Origin of the sequence: Streptomyces sp. NPDC052107 (assembly GCF_040680215.1) — a bacterium.
Taxonomy (GTDB): Bacteria; Actinomycetota; Actinomycetes; order Streptomycetales; family Streptomycetaceae; genus Streptomyces.
Genome location: NZ_JBFAWG010000022.1, coordinates 12970 through 34425, shown reverse-complemented (window position 1 = coordinate 34425; position 21456 = coordinate 12970). Strand labels below are relative to the sequence as shown.

The window sequence follows — 21456 nt, the reverse complement described above, 5'->3', positions numbered from 1 at the left end:
GACGACCTTTCGGCCGCCCGCCAGGACTCCCGGACGTTCGACCGAACGGGTGAATGTCAGGGGCGCACATGGCCGTCGCCGGTGACGATGTACTTCGTGCTGGTCAGCTCGGGCAGGCCCATCGGGCCGCGGGCGTGCAGCTTCTGGGTGGAGATGCCGATCTCGGCGCCGAAGCCGAACTGGCCGCCGTCGGTGAAGCGGGTGGAGGCGTTCACGGCGACGGTGGTGGAGTCGACCAGCTGGGTGAAGCGGCGGGCGGCCTGCTGGGAGGTGGTGACGATCGCCTCGGTGTGGCCGGAGGTCCACAGCCGGATGTGCTCGACGGCCCTGTCCAGGGAGTCGACGACCGCGGCGGCGATGTCGTGGGAGAGGTACTCGGTCTCCCAGTCCTCGGCCACGGCTTCCACGATCGTCGCCTTGGAGTCCTTGGCGTAGGCCATCACCCGCTCGTCGGCGTGCACGGTGACGCCGGCCTCGGCGAGGGCGTCGAGGGCACGCGGCAGGAACACCGGGGCGATGTCCTGGTGGACGAGGAGGGTCTCGGCGGCGTTGCAGACACTGACCCGCTGGGCCTTGGAGTTGATCAGGATGTCGATGGCCATGTCGATGTCGGCGTGGGCGTCGACGTAGACGTGGCAGTTGCCGGTGCCGGTCTCGATGACGGGGACGGTGGACTCGTTCACCACGGTCTGGATCAGGGAGGCGCCGCCGCGCGGGATGAGGACGTCGACCAGGCCCCGGGCGCGCATCAGCTCACGGACGGACTCGCGGCTCTCACCGGGCACCAGCTGGACGGCGTCGGCGGGCAGCCCGGAGCCGCCGACGGCGTCCCGGATGACGCGGACGAGGGCGGTGTTGGACTCGTAGGCGGAGGCGGAGCCACGCAGCAGGACGGCGTTGCCGGACTTCAGACAGAGGGCGGCGGCGTCCACGGTCACGTTCGGGCGGGCCTCGTAGATGATGCCGACGACGCCGAGCGGGACGCGGACCTGACGCAGGTCGATGCCGTTGGGGAGGGTGGAGCCGCGGACGATCTCGCCGACCGGGTCGGGCAGCTTCGCCACGTCACGGACGTCGGAGGCGATGGCGCGGACCCGCTCGGGGGTGAGGGTGAGCCGGTCCACGATGGCCTCGCTGGTGCCGTTCTCCCGGGCCTTGGCCACGTCGCGAGCGTTGGCCTCGACAATCTCGGCGGTCCGGACCTCCAGCGCGTCGGCGATGGCGAGCAGCGCGTCGTCCTTTACGGCCCGCGGGAGCGGCGCGAGGTCGGCTGCGGCGGCCTTGGCCCGGTAGGCGGCCTGGGTGACCGGGGACATCGAGTCGTAGGGCGAGAGCGTGGTCATGAGGGAAGGGTAGTGCGCGGGGCGGGTCACCCACCGCTCATCCCAAACCCCGAGACAAGGTCTCAGGAGGACCCAAGAGGACACCAGTGGGTGCAAGAGCACTCACGAGAGTCAAGGGTGATCAAAAGGGATGGACTCCCACCGGTGTCGCGGGCGGTGGGCCGTAGCCCTCGGCGATGCGCTGGTGGTAGGTCTCGCGGTCGATGACCTCCAGGCCGACGATCTCCCACGGGGGCAGTCCGGCGGTCTGCCGGTGCTCGCCCCACAGGCGCAGGGCGACGGCGGCGGCGTCATGCAGGTCACGGGCCTCTTCCCAGTACCGGATCTCCGCGTGGTCGCTCGCGTACCGGCTGGTCAGCAGGAAGGGGTGGTCGTGGGCCAGCTGTTCCAGGGCCCGCCGCAGGTCGGTGAGGGGGACGTCGGAGCCGGAGACGCTGAGAGTGACGTGCCAGAGCCGGGGCATGTCCTCGGGCTCCTCATAGGTGTCGCCGGCCGCGACGCTCGTCAGGGCACCGCGGGTGGCCACCCCAGGGCGCACTCGTCTCACGACGGCCTCCTTCACCCACCGCTCGGGGACGTCTCTCGGAACGTCTCTCTGAGACAAAGTTGAGCAGGCCCTACGGCACCGCGGGGCGGTTTTACGGAACGTCCCCCACGGGGGTCTGTCGTTACGTCCCGTTTTACGCGTGCAAGAGCACCAGGTCGTCCCTGTGTACGACCTCGCGTTCGTACGCCGGGCCGAGTTCCCGGGCCAGTTCGCGCGTCGAGCGCCCGATCAGCCGGGGGATCTCCTTGGCGTCGAAGTTGACGAGTCCACGGGCCACCGCGCGCCCGGACGTGTCGCGCAGTTCGACGGGGTCGCCGGCGCCGAACTCGCCCTCCACGGCGGCGATTCCGGCGGGCAGCAGCGACTTGCGCCGCTTCACGACGGCGTCCACCGCCCCGTCGTCCAGGGTCAGCGCCCCTTGCGGGGTGGAGGCGTGCTGCAGCCACAGGAGCCGGTCGGCGGAGCGCTTGCCGGCGGGGTGGAAGTAGGTGCCGGTGTCCCCGCCGCTCAGGGCCTCCGCCGCGTGCACGGCGCTGGTGAGTACCACGGGGATGCCGGCCGCGGCCGCGATCCGGGCGGCCTCGACCTTGGTGACCATCCCGCCGGTGCCCACGCCGGCCTTGCCCGCGCTGCCGATCTCGACGCCCCCAAGGTCCTCGGGACCCTTCACTTCCGCTATCCGCGAGGTGCCGGGCTTGCTGGGGTCACCGTCGTAGACGCCGTCGACGTCGGAGAGGAGGACGAGCAGGTCGGCGTGGACGAGGTGGGCGACGAGGGCGGCGAGGCGGTCGTTGTCGCCGAAGCGGATCTCGTCGGTGGCGACCGTGTCGTTCTCGTTGACGATCGGGAGGGCGCCCATCGCGAGGAGCTTGTCGAGGGTGCGGGAGGCGTTGCGGTGGTGGGCGCGGCGGCTCATGTCGTCGGAGGTGAGGAGAACTTGGCCGACGCGGACGCCGTAGCGGGCGAAGGAGGCGGTGTAGCGGGCGACGAGCAGGCCCTGGCCGACGCTGGCGGCGGCCTGCTGCCGGGCGAGGTCCTTGGGGCGGCGGCGCAACCCGAGCGGGGCGAGGCCGGCGGCGATGGCGCCGGAGGAGACGAGGACGACCTCCCGCTCTCCCCCGCTGCGACTCTTGGCCAGCACGTCGACCAGCGCGTCGACGCGGTCGGCGTCCAGGCCGCCGGCGGCGGTGGTCAGCGACGAGGAGCCCACCTTGACGACGATCCTGCGGGCCTCGCCCACGGCCTGCCTTGCCCTTGTCACCTTGCCCTCTGTTCCCTCTGGGTACCGCGCGCTGTTCCGCCTGCCTGAGCGGCAATCTACGCGAAGTGGATCGTCCCTCGCCCATCGGTCCAGCCTCCGGACACGCGGTCCGTAACCGTTCCTTCACGGTTTGCGTACGGCAAAAAGGTTGTACTGGTTGTGTATAGAAATTAAAACTCGTCCAAACATAACTTGAAGTTTGTGAAGCGCATTCTGTTGCGATCGGGCAAGAGCCCGTACGACGTCCTGTCCGTCGAGGAGGCCCTGTACCGGGACGTCATCGCCACCAACTCGGGGAATCTGATCTTCAGCGACGCGGCGCACAAGATCCTGCAGACACCGGACACCGAGGTCGTCTCCAACGGCATCGGCACGGACCTGGCCGCGGCCGCCCGGATCAACGAGGAGTACGACGCGTTCGTCGTCCCTCTGGCCAACGCCTTCCGGCCGTCCTTCGAGCGTCAGCTGAACCGGCTCACCCGGCTGATCGGCAAGCTCAGGATCCCGGTCGTGGTGCTGGGCGTCGGCGCGCAGACCGGCGTGACCTACAACCCGGCCAGGCTGAAGCCGATGGAGCAGTCGGTGCGCGAGTTCTGCACGGCGGTGCTGGAGCGCAGCGCGTCGATCGGGGTGCGGGGCGAGTTCACCGAGCAGTACCTGCGGGACATGGGCATTCGTGACGTGGAGGTCATCGGCTGCCCGTCGATGTTCCTGTACGGCCCCGAGCTCGACGTCCGCAAGCGGGTGCCGGCGCTGGGTGCCGAGTCGCGGATCGCGGTCAACGGTTCGCACAGCGCGGTGCAGAAGCAGGGCCTGGACCGGATCATCGGCCGTACCCACGCGTGCTATCCGAACCTGCGGTTCATCGGCCAGAACCTCAGCGACGCACGGCAGTTGCACTGGCGGGACCTCACGGATCCCAACTCCCAGGTGGCCGCCATGCCGACGCACCCGGACCACCCGATGTACCGGGAGGACAAGGTGCGGGTGTACGTCGACCCCGTCACCTGGATCGACGGTCTGCGCGGCTTCGACTTCTCCTTCGGCTCGCGCATCCACGGCAACATCGCGGCGCTGCTGGCTGGGACGCCCGCGACTGTGCTGTGCGGCGACTCGCGCACCCTGGAGCTGTGCCGGTACTTCGAGATCCCGCACCAGCGGCTGGACAAGGCCGCCAAGGACCCGGAGGCGGCGGATCCGGCGCGGCTTTACGAGGAGGCGGACCTCGGCGGTCTCGTGGGCAACCACCGGGAGCGGTTCGACCGGTTCGTCGGCTTCCTGGACAAGAACGGGCTGCGGAACACCTTCACCCACGGCGACGGCGGCGCCGCCTTCGAGGATCGGCTGCGGTCGCTGTCCTTCCCGCCGGGCATCCGGCCGTGGAACGACACCGACCTCGCCTCGCTCAGCAGCCGGTTCGGCTGGCTGCACACCCAGATCGGCGAACTGGCCGAGGACAACGCGAAGTTGCGCGAGGAGCTGGCCCGGTCACGCAAGGCCCAGGCCACGTCCCCCGCGCCCACAGCCTCCGTCTACCGCCGCGCCCGCCGCGTGGTCGGCCGCCCGCTCCGCCGGGCACTGCAGTCGGGCAAGCAGTAGGGCCGGGTCCCCTCAGGCCTCAGTGCGGTCCAGGCAGGCAGGAGAGCGCCGGGCCGCGGGCCGCTACGCAGCACAGAGTCCGGCCGTGCCGGCCACGACCGCGCGGGCCGCCACGCGGCAGATTTCGGCCGCCGCAAGCCGCCATAGAGCAAAGAATCCGACCGCCCAGGCCATCACGCAGCACAGAGCCCGGCCGCCCAGACCGCCTCACACAGGCCGCCCAAGGCGAGCCGGGCCGCAGGCCCCCGCACCCGCCGGGCAGAACCGGTCCCGGCCGCCCAAGCCGCCGCGCACACGCCCGGCACCAGCAACCCCGGCCGCCCAAGCCACCTCACACACACCCGGCACCAGCAACCCCGGCCGCCCAAGCCACCTCACACACACCCCGCACCAGCAATCCCAGCCGCCCAAGACCCCACACGCACGCCCGGCACCAGCGCCCCCGGCCACTCAAGCCGCACGCCACTCAAACCGCCGCCCCCACACACCCGGCAACAGCGAACGTCGGCCGATCAGGCCGCCGCAGCCTTGAAATCCTTCGCCGGCAGCATCCGCCGCACCTTGCGGAGTGCCCTGCGCAGCAAGGAGTTGGCGGCGGCCTCGCGGTAACCGTGGACGGTGCGGGCCTCGCGGGGTGCTGCGAGGTAGATGTCGTCCGGGACGCCGGCCGTCTTCGAGCGGAAGTGCGGGTAGGCGAGGTAGACGCGGGTGCCGCGCTTCTCCAGGAGCGCGCCGGCCTGCTGCTTTGCCTTGACGAACTCCACGACGTCCAGCAGCAGATCGGCTCGCTGCAGGGCGACCAGGTGCAGCCGCAGCCGCTCGTGCACCTTCAGCCGCCGGGCCACTCCGGGTGTCCAGTAGGCGTCCATCAGCGGCTTGGCCAGCTCCAGCTTGTGCCGGCGGACCTTCTCGCTGTCCTTGAGGAACTTCGGCCCGAACTGCGGCAGCAGGGTGATGATGAAGGGGCGGATCATGAGCAGGTCCCGCTTGTCGCCGGCCGGGACCATGTCGGCGATCAGCTTCATCAGGGCACGCGCGGAGTCGAAGCGCAGGGTGTAGCTGCCGCTCTTGGTGACGTGCTTGCCGTCGTCGCGGCCGACCAGGTAGTAGCAGGGGTAGTCGGCGAGGACGGAGACGCCGTCCGCGCGCAGGTACGCCTCCATGGTGAACAGGGCGTCCTCGCCGGTGAACAGCGACTCGTCGAACCGCATGCCGTGCTTGTCCAGCAGGTCACGGCGGAACAGCTTCTGCGCGCTCAGCGTGAACTTGATGTTGGAGGAGAAGACGTCGGTACGGCCGAGAGTCTTGCCCCACATGGACTTCGGCGGGATGCGGTTGATGCCCTCGACCTTGCCGAGCACCACGTCCGTGCCGTTCTCGTCGGCCATGGCGACCATGCGCTCAAGGGCCTCGGGGCCGAGCCGGTCGTCGGCGTCGAGGAAGAACACGTACCGGCCGGCGGCCTTGCCGAGGCCGACATTGCGGGGGCCGCTGGGGCCGCCGGAGTTCTCCTGGCGGATGACGGTGACGCGCATGGGGGCGCGGGCGGCGAACTCCTCCAGGTACTCCCCGGTGCCGTCCGTCGAGCCGTCGTCGACCGCGATGACCTCGAGGCGTGCCGGGTCGATGGTCTGCGCCTCGACGGACGCCAGGCACTCGACCAGGTACGGCATCGCTTCGTACGCCCCGATGATCACGCTCACATCAGGCTGCGGCACGACGGTCACACTTTCCCCTTACTTACCAAACGCGTATTTTCCCCGTATTGCCTTGATGGCAACCTGTTAGACGGACATCTCATGCAACCGGTTGCCCCACTCGAGGTGATCAGTGGCGCACGTCACACGGGGTTCAGGTGTCCACCCGACAGTACGTAGGGCCGGTAAGAGTCGCTCACGGCCGGTCGGCGGCCGAGGTAAGAGCGATCGGTAAGAAACCTGAACATAAGCGCCCCTGAAAAGCGGATCCGCGCGACGAAAAGGGCCGGCCCCGGGATCGCTCCCGGGGCCGGCCCTCGTCGGCAGTGGGGTGTCAGCCCGCGTTCACACCGTCCTGGTCACCGGCGGACGCGCCCCGCTGGCCGGGCACCGCGTTGGTCAGCTCGGCGGCCTCGGCGGGGTCCGCGCTCGCGGCGCCCAGCCGGGACTGCTGGCCGACGTTGCGGGCCTCGGCCTTGAGGGCCAGGTCGGCCACCGCGGCGTTGAACTGGACGATGGACGTCGGCTCGTCCGGGCCCAGCAGATAGCGCTTGAGCTCCTTGCGGGCGTCCCTCAGCGGGTCGGCCGACGGGTCGCGCACGGCGTCCAGCAGGCCGCCCAGCTCGCCGGCGTCGTTGGACAGGATCACCGCGGCGCGCACCGCCGTGTTCTGCCGCTTGAACTCCTCGTGACCGAGTTCCCCGGAGTCCGTGACCGCGTACGGCTTGCCGCTCGCGATGAAGTCGGAGACCACGGAGGAGATGTCGGAGACCATCGCGTCGGAGACGTTGAAGCAGTCGTACAGGCGCGGCTCGGCGCCGGTGATGACACGGTGTTCGTAGGACGGCAAGGAGCGCCAGTAGGCGGTGTTCCACTCGGCACGCAGCCGGGCGATCTCCTCGTGCTTGGCCACGTCGACGACGCCGTCGCGGGTGGCCTCGGCCTCGTCGCCCTTGTCGCCGCCGGCCGCGGCCAGCTCGGCGAGCCGGGCCTCGATCCGGGCCAGGTCGGCCTTGGCCTGGGCCATCGCCGTGCCGTCGGCGGTGAAGCGGGAGTCGGCGGCGCGCTCGGCGGCGGCCTTCTCGACCAGCGCGGTGATCCGCTTGTGCGCCGCGCCGGCCTCCTTGCTGACGGTGCCGGTGAACGGGTGCGGCTTGTACAGGACGCGGACCGGTGGGTTCGCCGTCACCAGCTTCTTCACGATGGTCTCGCCGGCGAGCACGATCGAGGTGTTGCCGGGGTTGCCGTCCCAGCCCTCCCAGGTGGGCGCGTACAGAACGGTCGGGCAGCGTCCATCAGCGGCTCCGCCGCGGGGGCCGTCGGGCACGCCCTGCCAGCTCTGGATGGGCGCGAGCTGCGGACGGCCGACCTCCACGATGTCGTCGTCGCGGACACCGACGTCGGCGATGGCGTAGCGGTCGCGGCCGGCGCGGCCGGCGGTCCACACCTCGTCGTAGACCTTGCTGTACGGGTTGACGCTGGCGAGCTTGTCGCTGTCGCCGTGGCCGATGAAGACGTGCTTCATGGTGGGCACGCGCAGCAGGTGGATGTTCTTGCCGACGTTCGCGGCGTACAGGGCCACGCGCACGGTCGACAGGTCCAGGTTCATCAGGTGCACCCCTCCGGGCACGCAGATGACGGGGACCGTGGTCGGCGCGAGGTTGTTCAGGATGGCGCGCTCGCGGAGGATGATCAGCGGCCGGGTGTCCAGCTGCTCCATCGTCTCCAGCCACATGTTGACCTGGTACGCGGAGTCCTTGGAGCCGGAGAAGTACAGGACCGTCTCCGGCTTGTAGCCGGCCAGCCAGTCGTCGACGGCGGCGAGGACGACCTCGGCCTTCGGCGGGATCTTCCGGCCGCGCACGTACGGCACCAGCACCAGGACGTACAGGACTCCGAGGCCGACGGTGAGGCCGACGCCGGCGAAGCCCGGGGCGGCGGGGGCGTCCTGCCCGGCGGAGATCAGGATGCCGATCACCGCGAACAGGTCGAGGTGGAGCATCTTCTCCGCGCTGCGGTCCAGCAGCCGGCGCGGCGGGGCGTCCGGGATGCGGATGCGGGACTTCAGGTCGATGTTGCGGGTGGCGACCGGCATCCGGCGGCGGTTGCGGATGAGGGTGACCAGCGCGCCGTGCGGGGCCTGGAGGCCGTAGAAGGCGATGAAGCAGGCGACGGCGCCGTAGAAGATCAGGTCGTCCGCGTGCGACAGGCGGGCCAGCAGCAGGATCAGCAGCAGCTGCCGGATCAGGAAGCGGATCGACAGACCCGCCCGGATCTTGCTGAGGCGGTTGATCAGGTAGCTGCCCTTGCGGTGCAGATAGTGGTCCGCCAGGTACGTGACGGCGGCCAGGGCCGCGAAAGCGGGAACGCTCGGGACGAGCGCGGCCAGCATGAGCGCCGGGAAGCCCAGGATCATGAGGGCCGCCGCGGTCAGCTCGGCCGCGCTGCCCACCCGGGCGACGCGAATAGCGGTGGATATCACGGAGAAACCTGCTCTGGGAGGGGGAGTGCCGGTTCGCGGGGAATTGTGTGAGATGTACGGATTCAGGCCTCTGCTAACGCCCGGTGAATGAGCGACGGCAGAGGCCTGAAATTCCTTAAAAGCTATTGACGAATTATTACATGCCGTCCTGGCGGTCCAGAACGGCGGCCAGTGCCTGCTCGAAGCCGGAGGCCTGGGCGGCGCCCGCCGTCGGGTCCTGCTGACGGACGTCGATGACATGGCCGGTCAGCTCCGACAGCAGCACGTCCAGGGACGTACGGGCCACGGCCTCGGAGGAGAGCAGCGTGCCCGCAGGCTCCTGACCGAAGGCCTTGGTGCGCATCGGGGTGGCGGTGCGCTCGGGGTTGACGCAGTTGACGCGGATGCCGTCGCCGGCCCACTCGTCGGACAGCGCCTGGGTGAGGTTCACCATGGCGGCCTTGGTGGAGGAGTACAGGGAGTACTCGGCGCGGCCGCGGGTGTAGCTGCTGGAGGTGTAGAGGAGCAGCTGGCCCTTGGTCTCGGCGAGGTACTTGTAGCTGGAACGGGCGATCTGCACCGGAGCCAGGTAGTTGACCTTCAGCGCCTCCTCGATGGTGGCGTTGTCGGTCTCGGCGAGCTTGCCGATGCGCAGCACGCCCGCGGTGTTGACGACGTAGTCGATCCGGCCGGTCTCGGCGTACGCCTTGGAGAGCGCGTCGTCGACCTCCTCCGGGTTCTCCACGTGGGTGCCGGTGGTGGAGCGGCCCAGCGCGTAGACGTTCGCGCCGTAGGACTCGGCGAGTTCGGCGATGTCCTTGCCGATGCCGTAGGAGCCGCCGAAGATGACGAGCGTCTTGCCGGTGAGGAGCTCGCGGTAGGCGTCCTCGCCCTTCTGCTCGGGGGCGGCCGTGGAGGCGAGCTGGAACAGCTTGTCGGCGATGAAGACGTCGACCGGCTGGGTCACCTTCATGTTGTACTCGTCACCCGCGACGACGTGGATCGGCACGTCCGGCAGGTACTTGAGCACGACGGAACAGTCGTCCGTGGCCTGGAAGTTGGGGTCGCCGGCGGCGACCTCGTAGGCGCGGCGGATCGTGGACAGCTTGAAGGCCTGCGGAGTCTGGCCGCGGCGCAGCCGGGAGCGGTCCGGGATCTCGGTGATGAACTCGCCGTCCTCGCCGTGCGTGCGCGTGACGATGATGGTGTCCGCGGACGGGATGGCGACGTCCACCGCCTGGTAACGCTCCAGCGCGGCCACGCAGTCGTCGATGACGCGCTGCGCGAGCAGGGGGCGTACGGCGTCGTGGAAGAGGACGTTGAGGTCCTCGCCCTCGGCCAGGCCCTCGCCCAGCGCGGAGATGGCGCGCTCGGTGGTCTCGTTCCGCGTCGAGCCGCCCTCGATGATCTTCTTCACCTTGGTGAAGCCGGCCTTGGCCACGATCTTCTCGACGTCCGGCACATAGCCCGGCGCCATCAGCACGATGACGTCGTCGACCGAGTCGGCGTTCTCGAAGGTGGTCAGGGTGTGCTCGATGACTGCCTTGCCGGCGATCTTCAGCAACTGCTTGGGGATCGACAGACCCACCCGCTGACCGGTGCCACCGGCCAGGATCACTGCGGTGGTTCGGGGCTTGGCTATGTGCTGGGACACAGGCGACCTACCTTGGGGCGTCAGGGAACCGTGAAATGGTCCCACTTTAGGTAAGCGCAGTGCAAGGTGAGCGACATCCCATGCATATGTGAGCGCAACCTGTCATTCACCTTGTACCCCTGGTGATTGGTCCCAGGCCTCGCGAACCCCCGTGAATTTGCTGTGAGTAAGTCCACAGGTCCGTCACGGGTTGGCGGCGAGGCCCGTTCAGCGCCGCCCGAGCCGCTTCAGACAGCGGTGCCCGAGCACCCGCACGAGCTCCCTCGACGACGTCTGATGCACGGTCCGCGCGGAAGCCTGCCCGGCCGCCGCGGCCAGGGCTCCGTACAGCGCCTGCGCCGCGACTTCCGGGGCGAGCCGGGGCTCGGCCGGCCCGGCCTCCGGCTGTTCGGGAACGGCGGACAGCAGGGCCGGATCACCGAGGACCCGCACCCCCAGCGCGGCGATCCGCTCGGCCGACGCGGCGCCGATCGCGGCCGCCCGCTCGACCGCCCAGCGCGGGGTCACGATCTTCACGTCTCCGGGCGCGGGAGCGCACGCGTTCTTCATATGGAGCACCGCGCCGCCCCGGACAAGCCGGGAATACAGCTCGGCCGGCAGTCCATTGCCGCGGAATTCGACATTAAGATTCCGCAGCATTTCGGTCTCGGCGAGGGTAAGCGAGCGATTAGCGGTGTCCGGAACGGGCCGGAGGAGATTCTCCGGTAGCCCGAGCAGCGCCTCGAAGGCGCGCAGCAGGCCACCACGGTCACGGTCGTCCACCACGACCACGGTCACCCGCCCCGGACCGACCGCCCGCGCCCAGCGCTCGACCAGCCGGTCGTGCCGGTGCCGGTGCCAGAAGTTCGGATTGGGCTTGTCGTACGGCGGCTTGCGGAGCATGTGCTCCAGCCAGTCCGCGTAGCCCATGCGCAGCCCGTTCTGCACGTACTGCTGCCACTGCGAGGGCATGATCCTCACCAGGGGACGCAGCGTGACCAGCACATGCACCCTCCCCATGCCGCCGAGCTGCTCCACGATCCGGGCGATCGTCTCGTCGCCCTGGGCGTCGGCGAAGAACTCGCTGCTGATCACCGAGGTCCGCGCGCCCGTGGCCGCCACCTGGTCCAGCAGCCGCCTCCAGTGCCGGTCGGTGGGCACGGTGTCGCCCATCATGGCGGGCCGGGCGCAGGCGGCGAGGGCGGCTTCCATGGGGTGCCGGGTGTGGGCGGGGAACTCAGCGCCGAATTCCGGCAGCCGGTCCTTCGCGGCGAACAGGGCACCCTGGATGGCGGTCGTGCCCGTCTTGTGCGGGCCGATGTGCAGCAGGCGGGTGCCGGGTGGCAGGGGTGCGGGTGTCGTACAGTCCGTCTCCATGGTCACGGGACGGTAAGAGACTTACCTGAGGCTTACCTGAGAGCACCGTGGGACTGTGATGAGTCCCACGGTGCCCGTACCAGTACGGGCGGTCCGGGCGCAGCCCGCGCACGTCCACGTGGACGCTGTGGCCGAGTTCGGGCCGGGCCTGGGCGGTGCCCCGGCGGGCGGTCCGGCTGAACCGCTCGTCCTCGGCGAGCTCCCACTCCACGGGAACGACCGCGTCGGGCATGCCACCGCCGTTCAGCGGGTCGGGCGCGAGCCTGGTCCACAGCACGACGCCGTCGGGCAGGGGGTCGCCGGAGGTGGCGCCGAGGCTGAACACCCCGTCCGGAAGGGGGGTTTGGGCGGCGCGGGCCGTGATCGGCAGCCACAGCTGGGCGGAGGCCGCGGCGCCGAGGACAGCGGCCCCGGCGGTCAGAAGACGGCGGCGGTCGGGCGGTGGTGCGGTCATGCGCTGACTGCCTTGCCACGGTGGCCTCTTCGGACATGGGGGAACCTTTGCCGCCGGACGGACCGCCCGCTGAACGAAGACCATCGCGAGCATGACAAATGAGGAGACGGCAGAAGATCCGTTGCAGCGCGGGAACTCCTTCGCGCGACAACGGATCTGACGACAAATCGGAAGACGCGCCGCGGAATCAGGAGCCGAAGCGGTAGCCCAGCTGCGCGCCCGTCGCCACGGTGCCGAGGGTGCCGCCGGCGAAGGTGAACGAGCCGGTCGGGGTGATGCCCGTGGAGGTACCGCGCAGCACCCACACCGCCCCGGCCTTCGTGTTCTCCCCCGGGGCGCCTACGGCCAGGTCGGCGCGCCCGTCGTGATTGGCGTCCACCAGGCGGACGGCCGAGCCGAACCAGTCGCCCGACTCACCGGCGCCGGGCACGCCCGTGGTGTCCTGGCTGAACGACTTCGCTCCACTGCCCGTCGGGCCGCTGGCGGTGCCGCGCAGGGTGACGACCCGTCCGCCGCCGCTCACGCCGGGCACGCCGACCGCGATGTCGCGGTAGCCGTCGCCGTCGATGTCCGCGATCGAGAGGCCGGCACCGAAGCGGGACCCCGGCACGGCTGTGCCCGGGACGCCGGAGCTGTCCTGGTTCATGATGACCGCCTTCGTCCCGTCGGGTCCGGCCGCGGTGCCCGGGATCCAGGCGATCCGGCCGCCCTTGGAGAGCGGGGTGTCCACATCGCTGTCGGCACCCTCGACCGTCCGGCCCACCACGATGTCGGCGTAGCCGTCCCGGTTCACGTCGCCGACGGCGAGGCTCTCGCCACCCTGCATGCCGTAGCCGCTGTTGTCCCGCACCACCGTGTACGGGTTGAGCCCGTTGTGCGTGCCGGTCCAGACGACGACCCGGCGGGAGTCCCACTCGTCACCGTCGTGGACGACGGCGACGACGTCGGTGATCCCGTCGCCGTTCACATCGCCTTTGGCCAGGTCCAGAAAGCGGCTGTTGTTCGGGTCGATGACCACCTGTCCGCCGTGCGTGGTGGAGCCGTTCCGGGCGAACGGCCCGCTGAGCACCCGCAGATCCTTGGCGTTCTGCACGAGCACGACATCGGGCGCACCGTCCCCGTTGACGTCCCCGACCGTCCCCCGGGCACCGAGCGATTCGTACGCCGTCCCGCCGGCCAGGGACGCTCCGCCCGACAGCCCCGTGGGGCCGCCCCAGACCACTTCGACCAGCCCTGCGTCGGTGCCGGCGGCCGAGTCCTCGCCACCGACGCCGACGACCAGGTCGGCGTAGCCGTCCCGGTCGAGGTCGGCGGAGGACACGGTGCTGCCGAACCCGTCATCGGTCTCGGCGCCGCCCGGCACGCCGGCGCTGTTCTGGCTGAGGACCTGCTTGGTGGAGGTCTTCAGCCCGCTCGACGAGCCGTACACGACGGCGACATAGCCGGCGCCCTTCTTGCCGTCCACGGTCGCCGTGGGAGCGGCGACGGCGAGGTCGGCGTAGCCGTCGCCGTTGAAGTCGTCGTGCAGATGCCTGCTGCTGGGCACCGACGTGGTGGCCGCGTGGGCGGGGACCGCGAGAGCACCGACGGCGAGGGCCATGCCGGTGGCGATCGTCAGGGATCGCCGGCGGAGGGGACGGGGGTGGGACACGTGAGCTCCGGGAGTCGTGGAGACAGGAGTGCGGCGCCGAGAGACCTCGGCGCCGCACCGTTCGACTCACCGGGGTGGGCCATGGTTGCCCTGAGTGCACCCTGTGTTTTCCCGATGTTCAGAAGAACTCAGGAGGTCATGGAGACCGCGCCCTACTCGAACGGGTCGAACTCGTCGTACTCGCGCAGCGCCTCGTCCCGCTCCGCCTGCTTGTCCCGGCGGCGCTGCGCCGCGGGCCGCTGCTCGTCCAAACGGTGGTCCTCGCCGCGGCGGCCCAGCATCTCCGCGCCGGCCATGACCGTCGGCTCCCAGTCGAAGACGACCGCGTTCTCCTCGGGACCGATGGCGACACCGTCGCCGGACCGCGCGCCCGCCCTCATCAGCTGCTCTTCGACGCCGAGGCGGTTGAGCCGGTCGGCGAGATAGCCGACGGCCTCGTCGTTGTTGAAATCGGTCTGGCGGACCCAGCGCTCGGGCTTCTCGCCGCGCACCCGGAACAGCGACTCGCCGCCGACCTCCTCGCGGGTGACGGTGAAACCGGCGTCGTCGACGGCCTTCGGCCGGATGACGATCCGGGTCGCCTCCTCCTTCGGCTTCGCTGCGCGTGCCTTGGCGACCAGCTCGCCGAGCGCGAACGACAGCTCGCGCAGCCCGATGTGGGCGACGGCCGACGCCTCGAAGACGCGGTAGCCGCGGGCCTCCAGGTCGGGGCGGACCATCTCGGCGAGGTCCTTGCCGTCGGGCACGTCGACCTTGTTCAGGACGATGATCCGGGGCCGGTTGTCCAGGCCGCCGTACTCCCGCAGCTCGGCCTCGATGACGTCGAGGTCGGAGACCGGGTCGCGCTCGGACTCCAGGGTCGCGGTGTCCAGTACGTGCACCAGCACGCTGCACCGCTCCACATGCCGCAGGAACTCCAGGCCCAGGCCCTTGCCCTGGCTGGCGCCCGGGATCAGACCCGGCACGTCGGCGATGGTGTAGACGGTCGAACCGGCCGTCACGACACCGAGGTTCGGCACGAGCGTGGTGAACGGATAGTCGGCGATCTTCGGCTTGGCCGCGCTGAGCACCGAGATCAGCGAGGACTTCCCGGCGCTCGGGTAGCCGACCAGTGCAATGTCGGCGACGGTCTTCAGCTCCAGGACGATGTCGTGCAGGTCCCCGGGCTCGCCGAGCAGCGCGAAGCCGGGCGCCTTGCGGCGGGCGGAGGCCAGCGCCGCGTTGCCGAGGCCGCCCCGGCCGCCCTGCGCGGCGATGTACGAGGTCCCGTGGCCGACGAGGTCGGCGAGCACATTGCCCGCCTTGTCCAGTACGACCGTGCCGTCCGGCACCGGCAGGACGAGGTCCTGGCCGTCCTTGCCGGAGCGGTTGCCGCCCTCGCCGGGCTTGCCGTTGGTGGCCTTGCGGTGCGGGGAGTGGTGGTAGTCGAGAAGTGTCGTCACCGACTGGTCGACGGTCAGGATGACGTCACCGCCACGGCCGCCGTTGCCGCCGTCCGGGCCGCCGAGCGGCTTGAACTTCTCGCGGTGTACGGAGGCACAGCCGTGACCTCCGTTACCCGCGGCGACATGCAGTTCGACGCGGTCCACGAAGGTGGTCATGGTTAAGTGCCTCCAGAAAACGATCGGTATGTCTAGCTCTCAACACGCGAAAGGCGGACCCGCCTTCCCGTCCGGGAAGTGAGGTCCGCCTCGCGAAACGTTCGGTCTGAGCCGTAAGTCAGAAGACTCAGGCGACCGGAACGACGTTCACGACCTTGCGGCCGCGGTGGGTACCGAACTCCACCGCACCGGCCTGCAGGGCGAACAGCGTGTCGTCGCCGCCACGGCCGACACCGGCGCCGGGGTGGAAGTGGGTGCCGCGCTGGCGGACCAGGATCTCACCCGCGTTGACGACCTGACCGCCGAAGCGCTTCACGCCGAGCCGCTGGGCGTTGGAGTCGCGACCGTTCCGGGTGGACGATGCGCCCTTCTTGTGTGCCATTTCTCCTCAGTCCCTTACTTCGCAGCCGTGGGGATCGACGTGACCTTGATCGCCGTGTACTGCTGGCGGTGGCCCTGCCGACGGCGGTAGCCGGTCTTGTTCTTGTAGCGCAGAATGTCGATCTTCTGGCCCTTGTGGTGGTCCACGACCTCGGCCTGGACCTTGATGCCGGCCAGCACCCACGGGTCGCTGGTCACAGCGTCGCCGTCGACAACGAGCAGGGTCGAGAGCTCGACCGTGTCGCCAACCTTGGCGGTGGAAATCTTGTCAACCTCAACGATGTCGCCGACAGCAACCTTGTGCTGGCGACCACCGCTGCGCACGATGGCGTACACGCGGATCTCTCTTTCGCTCGAAGAAACGGCACCCCCGCAGGCCAGCCGCCCAGAAACATCACGGACGACCTCTCCCGGCCAACCTTGCGCCCGGGAGGATGAGGTTTACGGGGATGTGGCGTGCTCAGTGGACACGCCGACGGTCAAGGTTACGGGGCCATGACCTGGAGGGTCAAACCGGGCCCCGGTGGGTGTGGGGCCGGTCACCCGGACCGGCCCCACACCCCGGGCGTCAGCCCTCGTCGGTGGCGTCTCCGGCAGCGGCGACCGTGGTGGTCTTCTTCGCCGTCGACTTGGCGGCGGCCGTCTTGGCCGCCTTCTTGGCCGTGGTCTTCTTGGCGACCGTCTTCTTGGCCGCGGTCTTCTTCGCCGCGGTCTTCTTGGCGGCGGCCTTCTTCGCCGTGGCCTTCTTGGCGGTCTTGCGGGCCGCCTTCTTGGCCGGAGCCGTCGCCTCGGCCACCTCCTCGGCCGTGACCTCGCCGGCCGGGACCTCCTCCGCCACGGCCGACGGGAGGACCACGACGGCCGCCTCCTCGGACGCGGCCGGAGCGCCGACCTTGCGCACGGCACGACGGCGCGGGCGGGCCGGTCCGGCGGGCTCGGGCGCCTGCTCGGCGGCGACCGGGGCCGGGGCCTCTTCGGCAGGCGCCTCGGCGGCAGGCTCGGCCACCGGCTCGGTGACGGTCACCACGGCCGCCCCGGCTCCCGCCGGGGGACCGGCCGGCGCCGACACCTTCCGGGTCGCACGACGGCGCGTACGGCCCTTCGGCGCGGCCTCCTCGGCGGCCTCGGCCTGCGGCGCCGGGACCACCTGGTCCTCGACGGCCACGGGCTCGGCCAGGGCCTCGGCGGCCGGCTCCTGCCGCACCGGGCGCGCCGCCGCCTCTTCGGCGGTGACGTCCTGCGCGGTCGGCGCCTCGGTGGCCACGGCGGCCGCGGTCTTCCGGGCCTCCGCACGGCGGGCTTCAGCCTTCGGCGCGCCCGCCGGAGCCGAGGCCCGGCGGCTCGCCCGACGGCGCGTACGGCCACGGGTGGCCGCCGCCTCCGCCTCGGCGACGGAGCTGTACAGCTCCTCGTCCGGCGCGAACTCGGGGGCCGGCAGGGCGACCGGCTCGGCGGCCTCGGCGGCCACCTCGACGGCGGTCTCCACCTCGGGCTCGACTGCCTCGCCGGTCTCCACGGCCACGGCGGCGGTCTCGTGCACGTGCTCGGGCACCTCGCCGCCCCGGCCGCGCTTCTTGCGCTTGCCGCCACCGCCGCCGGCGGACACCGGCTGCTCCATGTGGACGATGACACCGCGGCCGTTGCAGTGGACGCAGGTCTCGGAGAAGGACTCCAGCAGGCCCTGGCCGACCCGCTTGCGGGTCATCTGCACCAGGCCCAGCGAAGTCACCTCGGCCACCTGGTGCTTCGTACGGTCGCGGCCCAGGCACTCCAGCAGACGGCGCAGCACCAGGTCGCGGTTGGACTCCAGGACCATGTCGATGAAGTCGATGACGACGATGCCGCCCAGGTCGCGCAGCCGCAGCTGGCGCACGATCTCCTCGGCCGCCTCCAGGTTGTTCCTGGTGACCGTCTCCTCCAGGTTGCCGCCCTGGCCGGTGAACTTGCCGGTGTTGACATCGATCACGACCATGGCCTCGGTCTTGTCGATCACCAGCGAACCGCCGCTGGGCAGCCAGACCTTGCGGTCCAGCGCCTTGGCGAGCTGCTCGTCGATCCGGTAGGTGGCGAAGACGTCGACCTCGGACGTCCACTTCGACAGCCGGCCGGCTAGATCCGGGGCCACGTGGGAGACGTAGCCGTGGACCGTCTCCCAGGCGTCGTCACCGCTGACGATGACCTTGGAGAAGTCCTCGTTGAAGATGTCGCGCACGACCCGGACGGTCATGTCCGGCTCGCCGTACAGCAGCGTCGGCGCGTTGCCGTTCTTCGACTTCTTCTGGATCTCCTCCCACTGCGCCTGCAGCCGCTCGACGTCCCGGCGCAGCTCCTCCTCGCTCGCGCCCTCGGCGGCGGTGCGCACGATGACGCCCGCGTCCTCGGGGACGATCTTCTTGAGGATGGTCTTCAGCCGGGCCCGCTCGGTGTCGGGCAGCTTGCGGCTGATGCCGGTCATCGAGCCCTCGGGGACGTACACGAGGTAGCGGCCCGGGAGGGAGACCTGGCTGGTCAGACGGGCGCCCTTGTGCCCGATCGGGTCCTTGGTGACCTGCACGAGGACCGACTGCCCGGACTTGAGGGCGGACTCGATACGGCGCGGGCCGTTGGCCATGCCCAGCGCCTCGAAGTTGACCTCACCGGCGTACAGGACGGCGTTGCGGCCCTTGCCGATGTCGATGAAGGCGGCCTCCATCGACGGCAGCACGTTCTGGACCTTGCCCAGGTAGACGTTGCCGACGTACGAGGTCGACTGCTCCTTGTTGACGTAGTGCTCGACGAGCACGCCGTCCTCCAGGACGCCGATCTGCGTGCGCTCGCCGTACTGGCGCACGACCATCACGCGCTCGACGGCCTCGCGGCGGGCCAGGAACTCGGCCTCGGTGATGATCGGGACGCGGCGACGCCCCTGCTCACGGCCTTCCCGGCGACGCTGCTTCTTGGCCTCCAGACGGGTCGAGCCCTTGATGGACTGCACCTCGTCGGACGGCTCGGCGGGCTTTCGCGGCTCGCGGAGCTTGACGACCGTGCGCTCCGGGTCGCCCTCGCCGGGCTCGGTGTCGACGGTGGTGTCACCGGCGCGGCGACGGCGACGACGGCGACGACGGCTGCTGCTGGAGCCACCGGCCTCCTCGTGGGCCTCCTCGGCGTCCTCTTCCTCCTGCTCGGCGGCGTCCTCGGCGTCCTGCGCGGCCTGCTCGGCGGCCAGTTCCTCGGCCTCGCCCTCGGCGCCCTCACCGGCCTCTCCCTCGGCGGCTTCACCGCGACGGCGACGTCGGCCGCCACGACGGCGACGGCGACGCGAACCGGCCTCCTCGAAGCCCTCGGCGCCCTCCTCGGCCTCCTCGCCCTCCTCGGCCTCCTCGGCCTCGGCGACGGCCTCGGCGGACTCCTCCGGCTCCTCCTCGGCGACCCGGGTCTCCTCAGCGGCGGCACCCCGGCGGCGACGGCGACGGCGCGTGCCGGTCTCGGCGCGCTCCTCCGCGTGCTCCTCGGGCTCCTCGCGCTCCTCCGGCTCGGCGGCCTCGGCCGCGGCCGCGGCGGCGGCGCGCTCCAGGGTCTGGAACCTCGGCTCGGTGAACACCGGCGGCTGGAAGACGGCGACGGCCGGGCGGGCGGGCCGGCGCGAGGCCTCGGCCTCGGCCTCGGGGGCCTCCGTCTCGGCGTCCGGCGCGGGCCGCGTGGACTGCGGCTCGGAGAACCCGAACACGGGGCGCACGGCCCGACGCCGGGTACGACGCGGACCGGCCTCCTCGGCGGGAGCCGGGGCCTGCGGCGCGGGAGTCTGCGGCGCCTCGGCGGCGGGGGCGGGCTCGGTGGTGTGCGTGGTGACGGGGGCCTCCGGGATCTGGGCGCCGGTGCCGGTCTCGCCGGCCTCGGCCTCGGCGGACTCGGCGATGTCAGTGGCGGGCGCGGACACCTGGCGGGTGGACCGGCGACGGGTACGACGCGGGGCCGCCTCCTCGGCGACCGGCGCCTGGACGGCTTCCGCGGTCTCCTCCGCCTCCAGGACGGCCGGGGCGGGGACGGCTTCGGCGGCGGGCGCCTCCTCGGCGGCCTTCGGCGCACCGGCGGGCGCCGAGGCACGGCGGGCGACCCGGCGCCGCGGACGACCGGCAGCAGCGGCCTCTTCGGCGGCGGCACCGCTCACCTCGGCCTCGGGGGCTTCGGCAGCGGCGGCCGGGGCCTCGGCGGCAACGGGCTCGGCGGCGGACTCGGCCACTGTCGGCGCGCCGGCGGGTGCGGACACGCGGCGGGTCGCACGGCGGCGCGGACGCGCGGGAGCGGCCTCCTCCTCAGCGGCGGGCGCCTCGACGGCGGGCTGCTCCGGGGCCTTCTCGGCCTCGGCGGCAACGGCCGTACCCGACGCAGCGGTGGCCGGTACGACGGCCTCGGCGGCCTCGGTGGCCCCGGCGGCGGCCGGGGACCCGACGGGCGCGGAGGCACGGCGGCCGACCCGGCGCCGCGGACGACCGGCAGCAGCGGCCTCGTCGGCAGCGGGCGCCTCGACGACCGCCGCCTCCTCCTGAGCCTTCTCGGCCTCGCCGGCGGCGGACGCGGCACCGGCCGGGACCACGGTCTCGGCGGCCACGGCGGCCACGGCGGCGGAGGGGGACCCGGCGGGCGCGGACGCGCGGCGCGCGGCACGGCGGCGCGGACGAGCGGCGGGAGCGGCCTCCTCCGCAGCGGCGGGGGCAGGGGCGGCGGCCTCCAGGGCCTCCTCCGTCACAGCGGTCTCATCGGCACCCGGAGCGACGGCGGCCGGCGCGGTGACACTGCGCGTGGCACGGCGGCGGACGCGGCGGGGCGCGGCCTCCTCGCCGGAGAGGACCTCGCCGCCCTCGGCGACGGCGGCGGGCTTCTCGGTCTCGGCGGCGGACACGGCCGGAACGACGGTCTCGACGGCCTCGGTGGACGCCGGCGCCCCGGCCGGCGCGGACGCACGACGCGTGGCACGGCGGCGCGGACGACCCGCGGGCGCGGGCTCCTCTGCAGCGGGTGCCGGAACGGCCTCGGCCGCTTCGGCCTGCGCCTCGGCGCTCTGCGCACCGGCCTCTTCGGCCTCGATCGCCGCTACGGCCTCTTCGGTGCCCTCAGCCTCAAAGGCCGCAGAAGCCTCAGCGGTCTCAAATACCTCGGTGACATCGTCGGGTTCCGCGGCCGGTATGGCCGGCACGGTCACCTCGGCGGGAGCCTCGGCCGCGGCGGGCGGGCCCGCCGGGCGGGAGGCGGCACGGCGACGCCTGCGCGGCGGCAGGGTGTCGCTAGGAGTGTTCAGTTCGGAACCCTCGTTGGGTTCGGTCGGCTCGAGCATGCGGGCGTTTCTCCCGTCAGGCCCCCGGGCGCCGCGCCTGGTCCGGCGGCGGTCCGAAAAGACCGTCCGTCGTTGACGTCCACGGCCCGCGCGATCCGCGATGGCCGCCGTCCGGGGCGCGGGCGCCGCACGGGAGCACT

13 protein-coding genes and 1 pseudogene are annotated in these 21456 nt (G+C 71.4%); 1 reads left to right on the top strand and 13 read right to left on the bottom strand.

The annotated features are described in order from the left end of the window. Positions 1 to 56: 56 nt before the first annotated feature. From AB0M27_RS23815 to proB, 3 genes are all read right to left on the bottom strand, one after another. Positions 57 to 1343, bottom strand: a complete 1287-nt coding sequence (locus tag AB0M27_RS23815; protein ID WP_365723883.1) for a glutamate-5-semialdehyde dehydrogenase — start codon at positions 1341 to 1343, stop codon at positions 57 to 59. Between the two features lie 121 nt (positions 1344 to 1464). Beyond that, on the bottom strand, positions 1465 to 1890 hold the full coding sequence (locus AB0M27_RS23810; RefSeq protein WP_365723882.1) for a hypothetical protein: 426 nt from the start codon (positions 1888 to 1890) through the stop codon (positions 1465 to 1467). A gap of 133 nt (positions 1891 to 2023) precedes the next feature. Next, positions 2024 to 3130, bottom strand: a complete 1107-nt coding sequence (gene proB / locus AB0M27_RS23805; RefSeq protein WP_365723943.1) for a glutamate 5-kinase — start codon at positions 3128 to 3130, stop codon at positions 2024 to 2026. A gap of 222 nt (positions 3131 to 3352) precedes the next feature. Between proB and AB0M27_RS23800 the strand changes: the two genes are divergently transcribed. Further along, the gene (locus AB0M27_RS23800) at positions 3353 to 4750 is read left to right on the top strand and encodes a polysaccharide pyruvyl transferase family protein (RefSeq protein WP_365723881.1); all 1398 of its coding nucleotides are present in this window, start codon (positions 3353 to 3355) and stop codon (positions 4748 to 4750) included. Positions 4751 to 5262: 512 nt separating this feature from the next. Here the strand turns inward: AB0M27_RS23800 and AB0M27_RS23795 are convergent. The 10 genes and pseudogenes from AB0M27_RS23795 to AB0M27_RS23750 all read right to left on the bottom strand — a co-directional run bounded on the left by AB0M27_RS23795 (position 5263) and on the right by AB0M27_RS23750 (position 21316). Next, the gene (locus AB0M27_RS23795) at positions 5263 to 6423 is read right to left on the bottom strand and encodes a glycosyltransferase family 2 protein (RefSeq protein ID WP_365723941.1); all 1161 of its coding nucleotides are present in this window, start codon (positions 6421 to 6423) and stop codon (positions 5263 to 5265) included. 358 nt (positions 6424 to 6781) lie between these two features. After that, positions 6782 to 8899 (bottom strand): hypothetical protein, encoded by a 2118-nt coding sequence (locus tag AB0M27_RS23790; protein ID WP_365723940.1) that lies wholly within the window; start codon positions 8897 to 8899, stop codon positions 6782 to 6784. A gap of 166 nt (positions 8900 to 9065) precedes the next feature. Continuing rightward, positions 9066 to 10562, bottom strand: coding sequence for a bifunctional cytidylyltransferase/SDR family oxidoreductase (locus AB0M27_RS23785; protein WP_365723880.1), 1497 nt, complete (start codon positions 10560 to 10562; stop codon positions 9066 to 9068). Between the two features lie 207 nt (positions 10563 to 10769). Next, on the bottom strand, positions 10770 to 11918 hold the full coding sequence (locus AB0M27_RS23780; RefSeq protein WP_365723879.1) for a hypothetical protein: 1149 nt from the start codon (positions 11916 to 11918) through the stop codon (positions 10770 to 10772). Positions 11919 to 11994: 76 nt separating this feature from the next. Beyond that, a pseudogene (locus AB0M27_RS23775) lies at positions 11995 to 12372 on the bottom strand (PhoD-like phosphatase N-terminal domain-containing protein); the annotation flags it as partial. Positions 12373 to 12559: 187 nt separating this feature from the next. After that, a complete protein-coding gene (locus AB0M27_RS23770; RefSeq protein WP_365723878.1) occupies positions 12560 to 14023 on the bottom strand; it encodes an FG-GAP-like repeat-containing protein in 1464 nt (487 codons plus the stop codon). 152 nt (positions 14024 to 14175) lie between these two features. After that, complete coding sequence (gene obgE, locus AB0M27_RS23765; protein ID WP_365723877.1) at positions 14176 to 15624, bottom strand: GTPase ObgE; 1449 nt, start codon at positions 15622 to 15624, stop codon at positions 14176 to 14178. A gap of 127 nt (positions 15625 to 15751) precedes the next feature. Next, positions 15752 to 16006: a 50S ribosomal protein L27 gene (gene rpmA, locus AB0M27_RS23760; protein WP_055703572.1), complete on the bottom strand. Its 255-nt coding sequence runs from the start codon at positions 16004 to 16006 to the stop codon at positions 15752 to 15754. Between the two features lie 14 nt (positions 16007 to 16020). Beyond that, positions 16021 to 16341: a 50S ribosomal protein L21 gene (rplU, locus tag AB0M27_RS23755; RefSeq protein WP_009188585.1), complete on the bottom strand. Its 321-nt coding sequence runs from the start codon at positions 16339 to 16341 to the stop codon at positions 16021 to 16023. A 232-nt stretch (positions 16342 to 16573) separates the two neighbouring features. Further along, the gene (locus tag AB0M27_RS23750) at positions 16574 to 21316 is read right to left on the bottom strand and encodes an Rne/Rng family ribonuclease (RefSeq protein WP_365723876.1); all 4743 of its coding nucleotides are present in this window, start codon (positions 21314 to 21316) and stop codon (positions 16574 to 16576) included. Between the last annotated feature and the right edge of the window lie 140 nt (positions 21317 to 21456).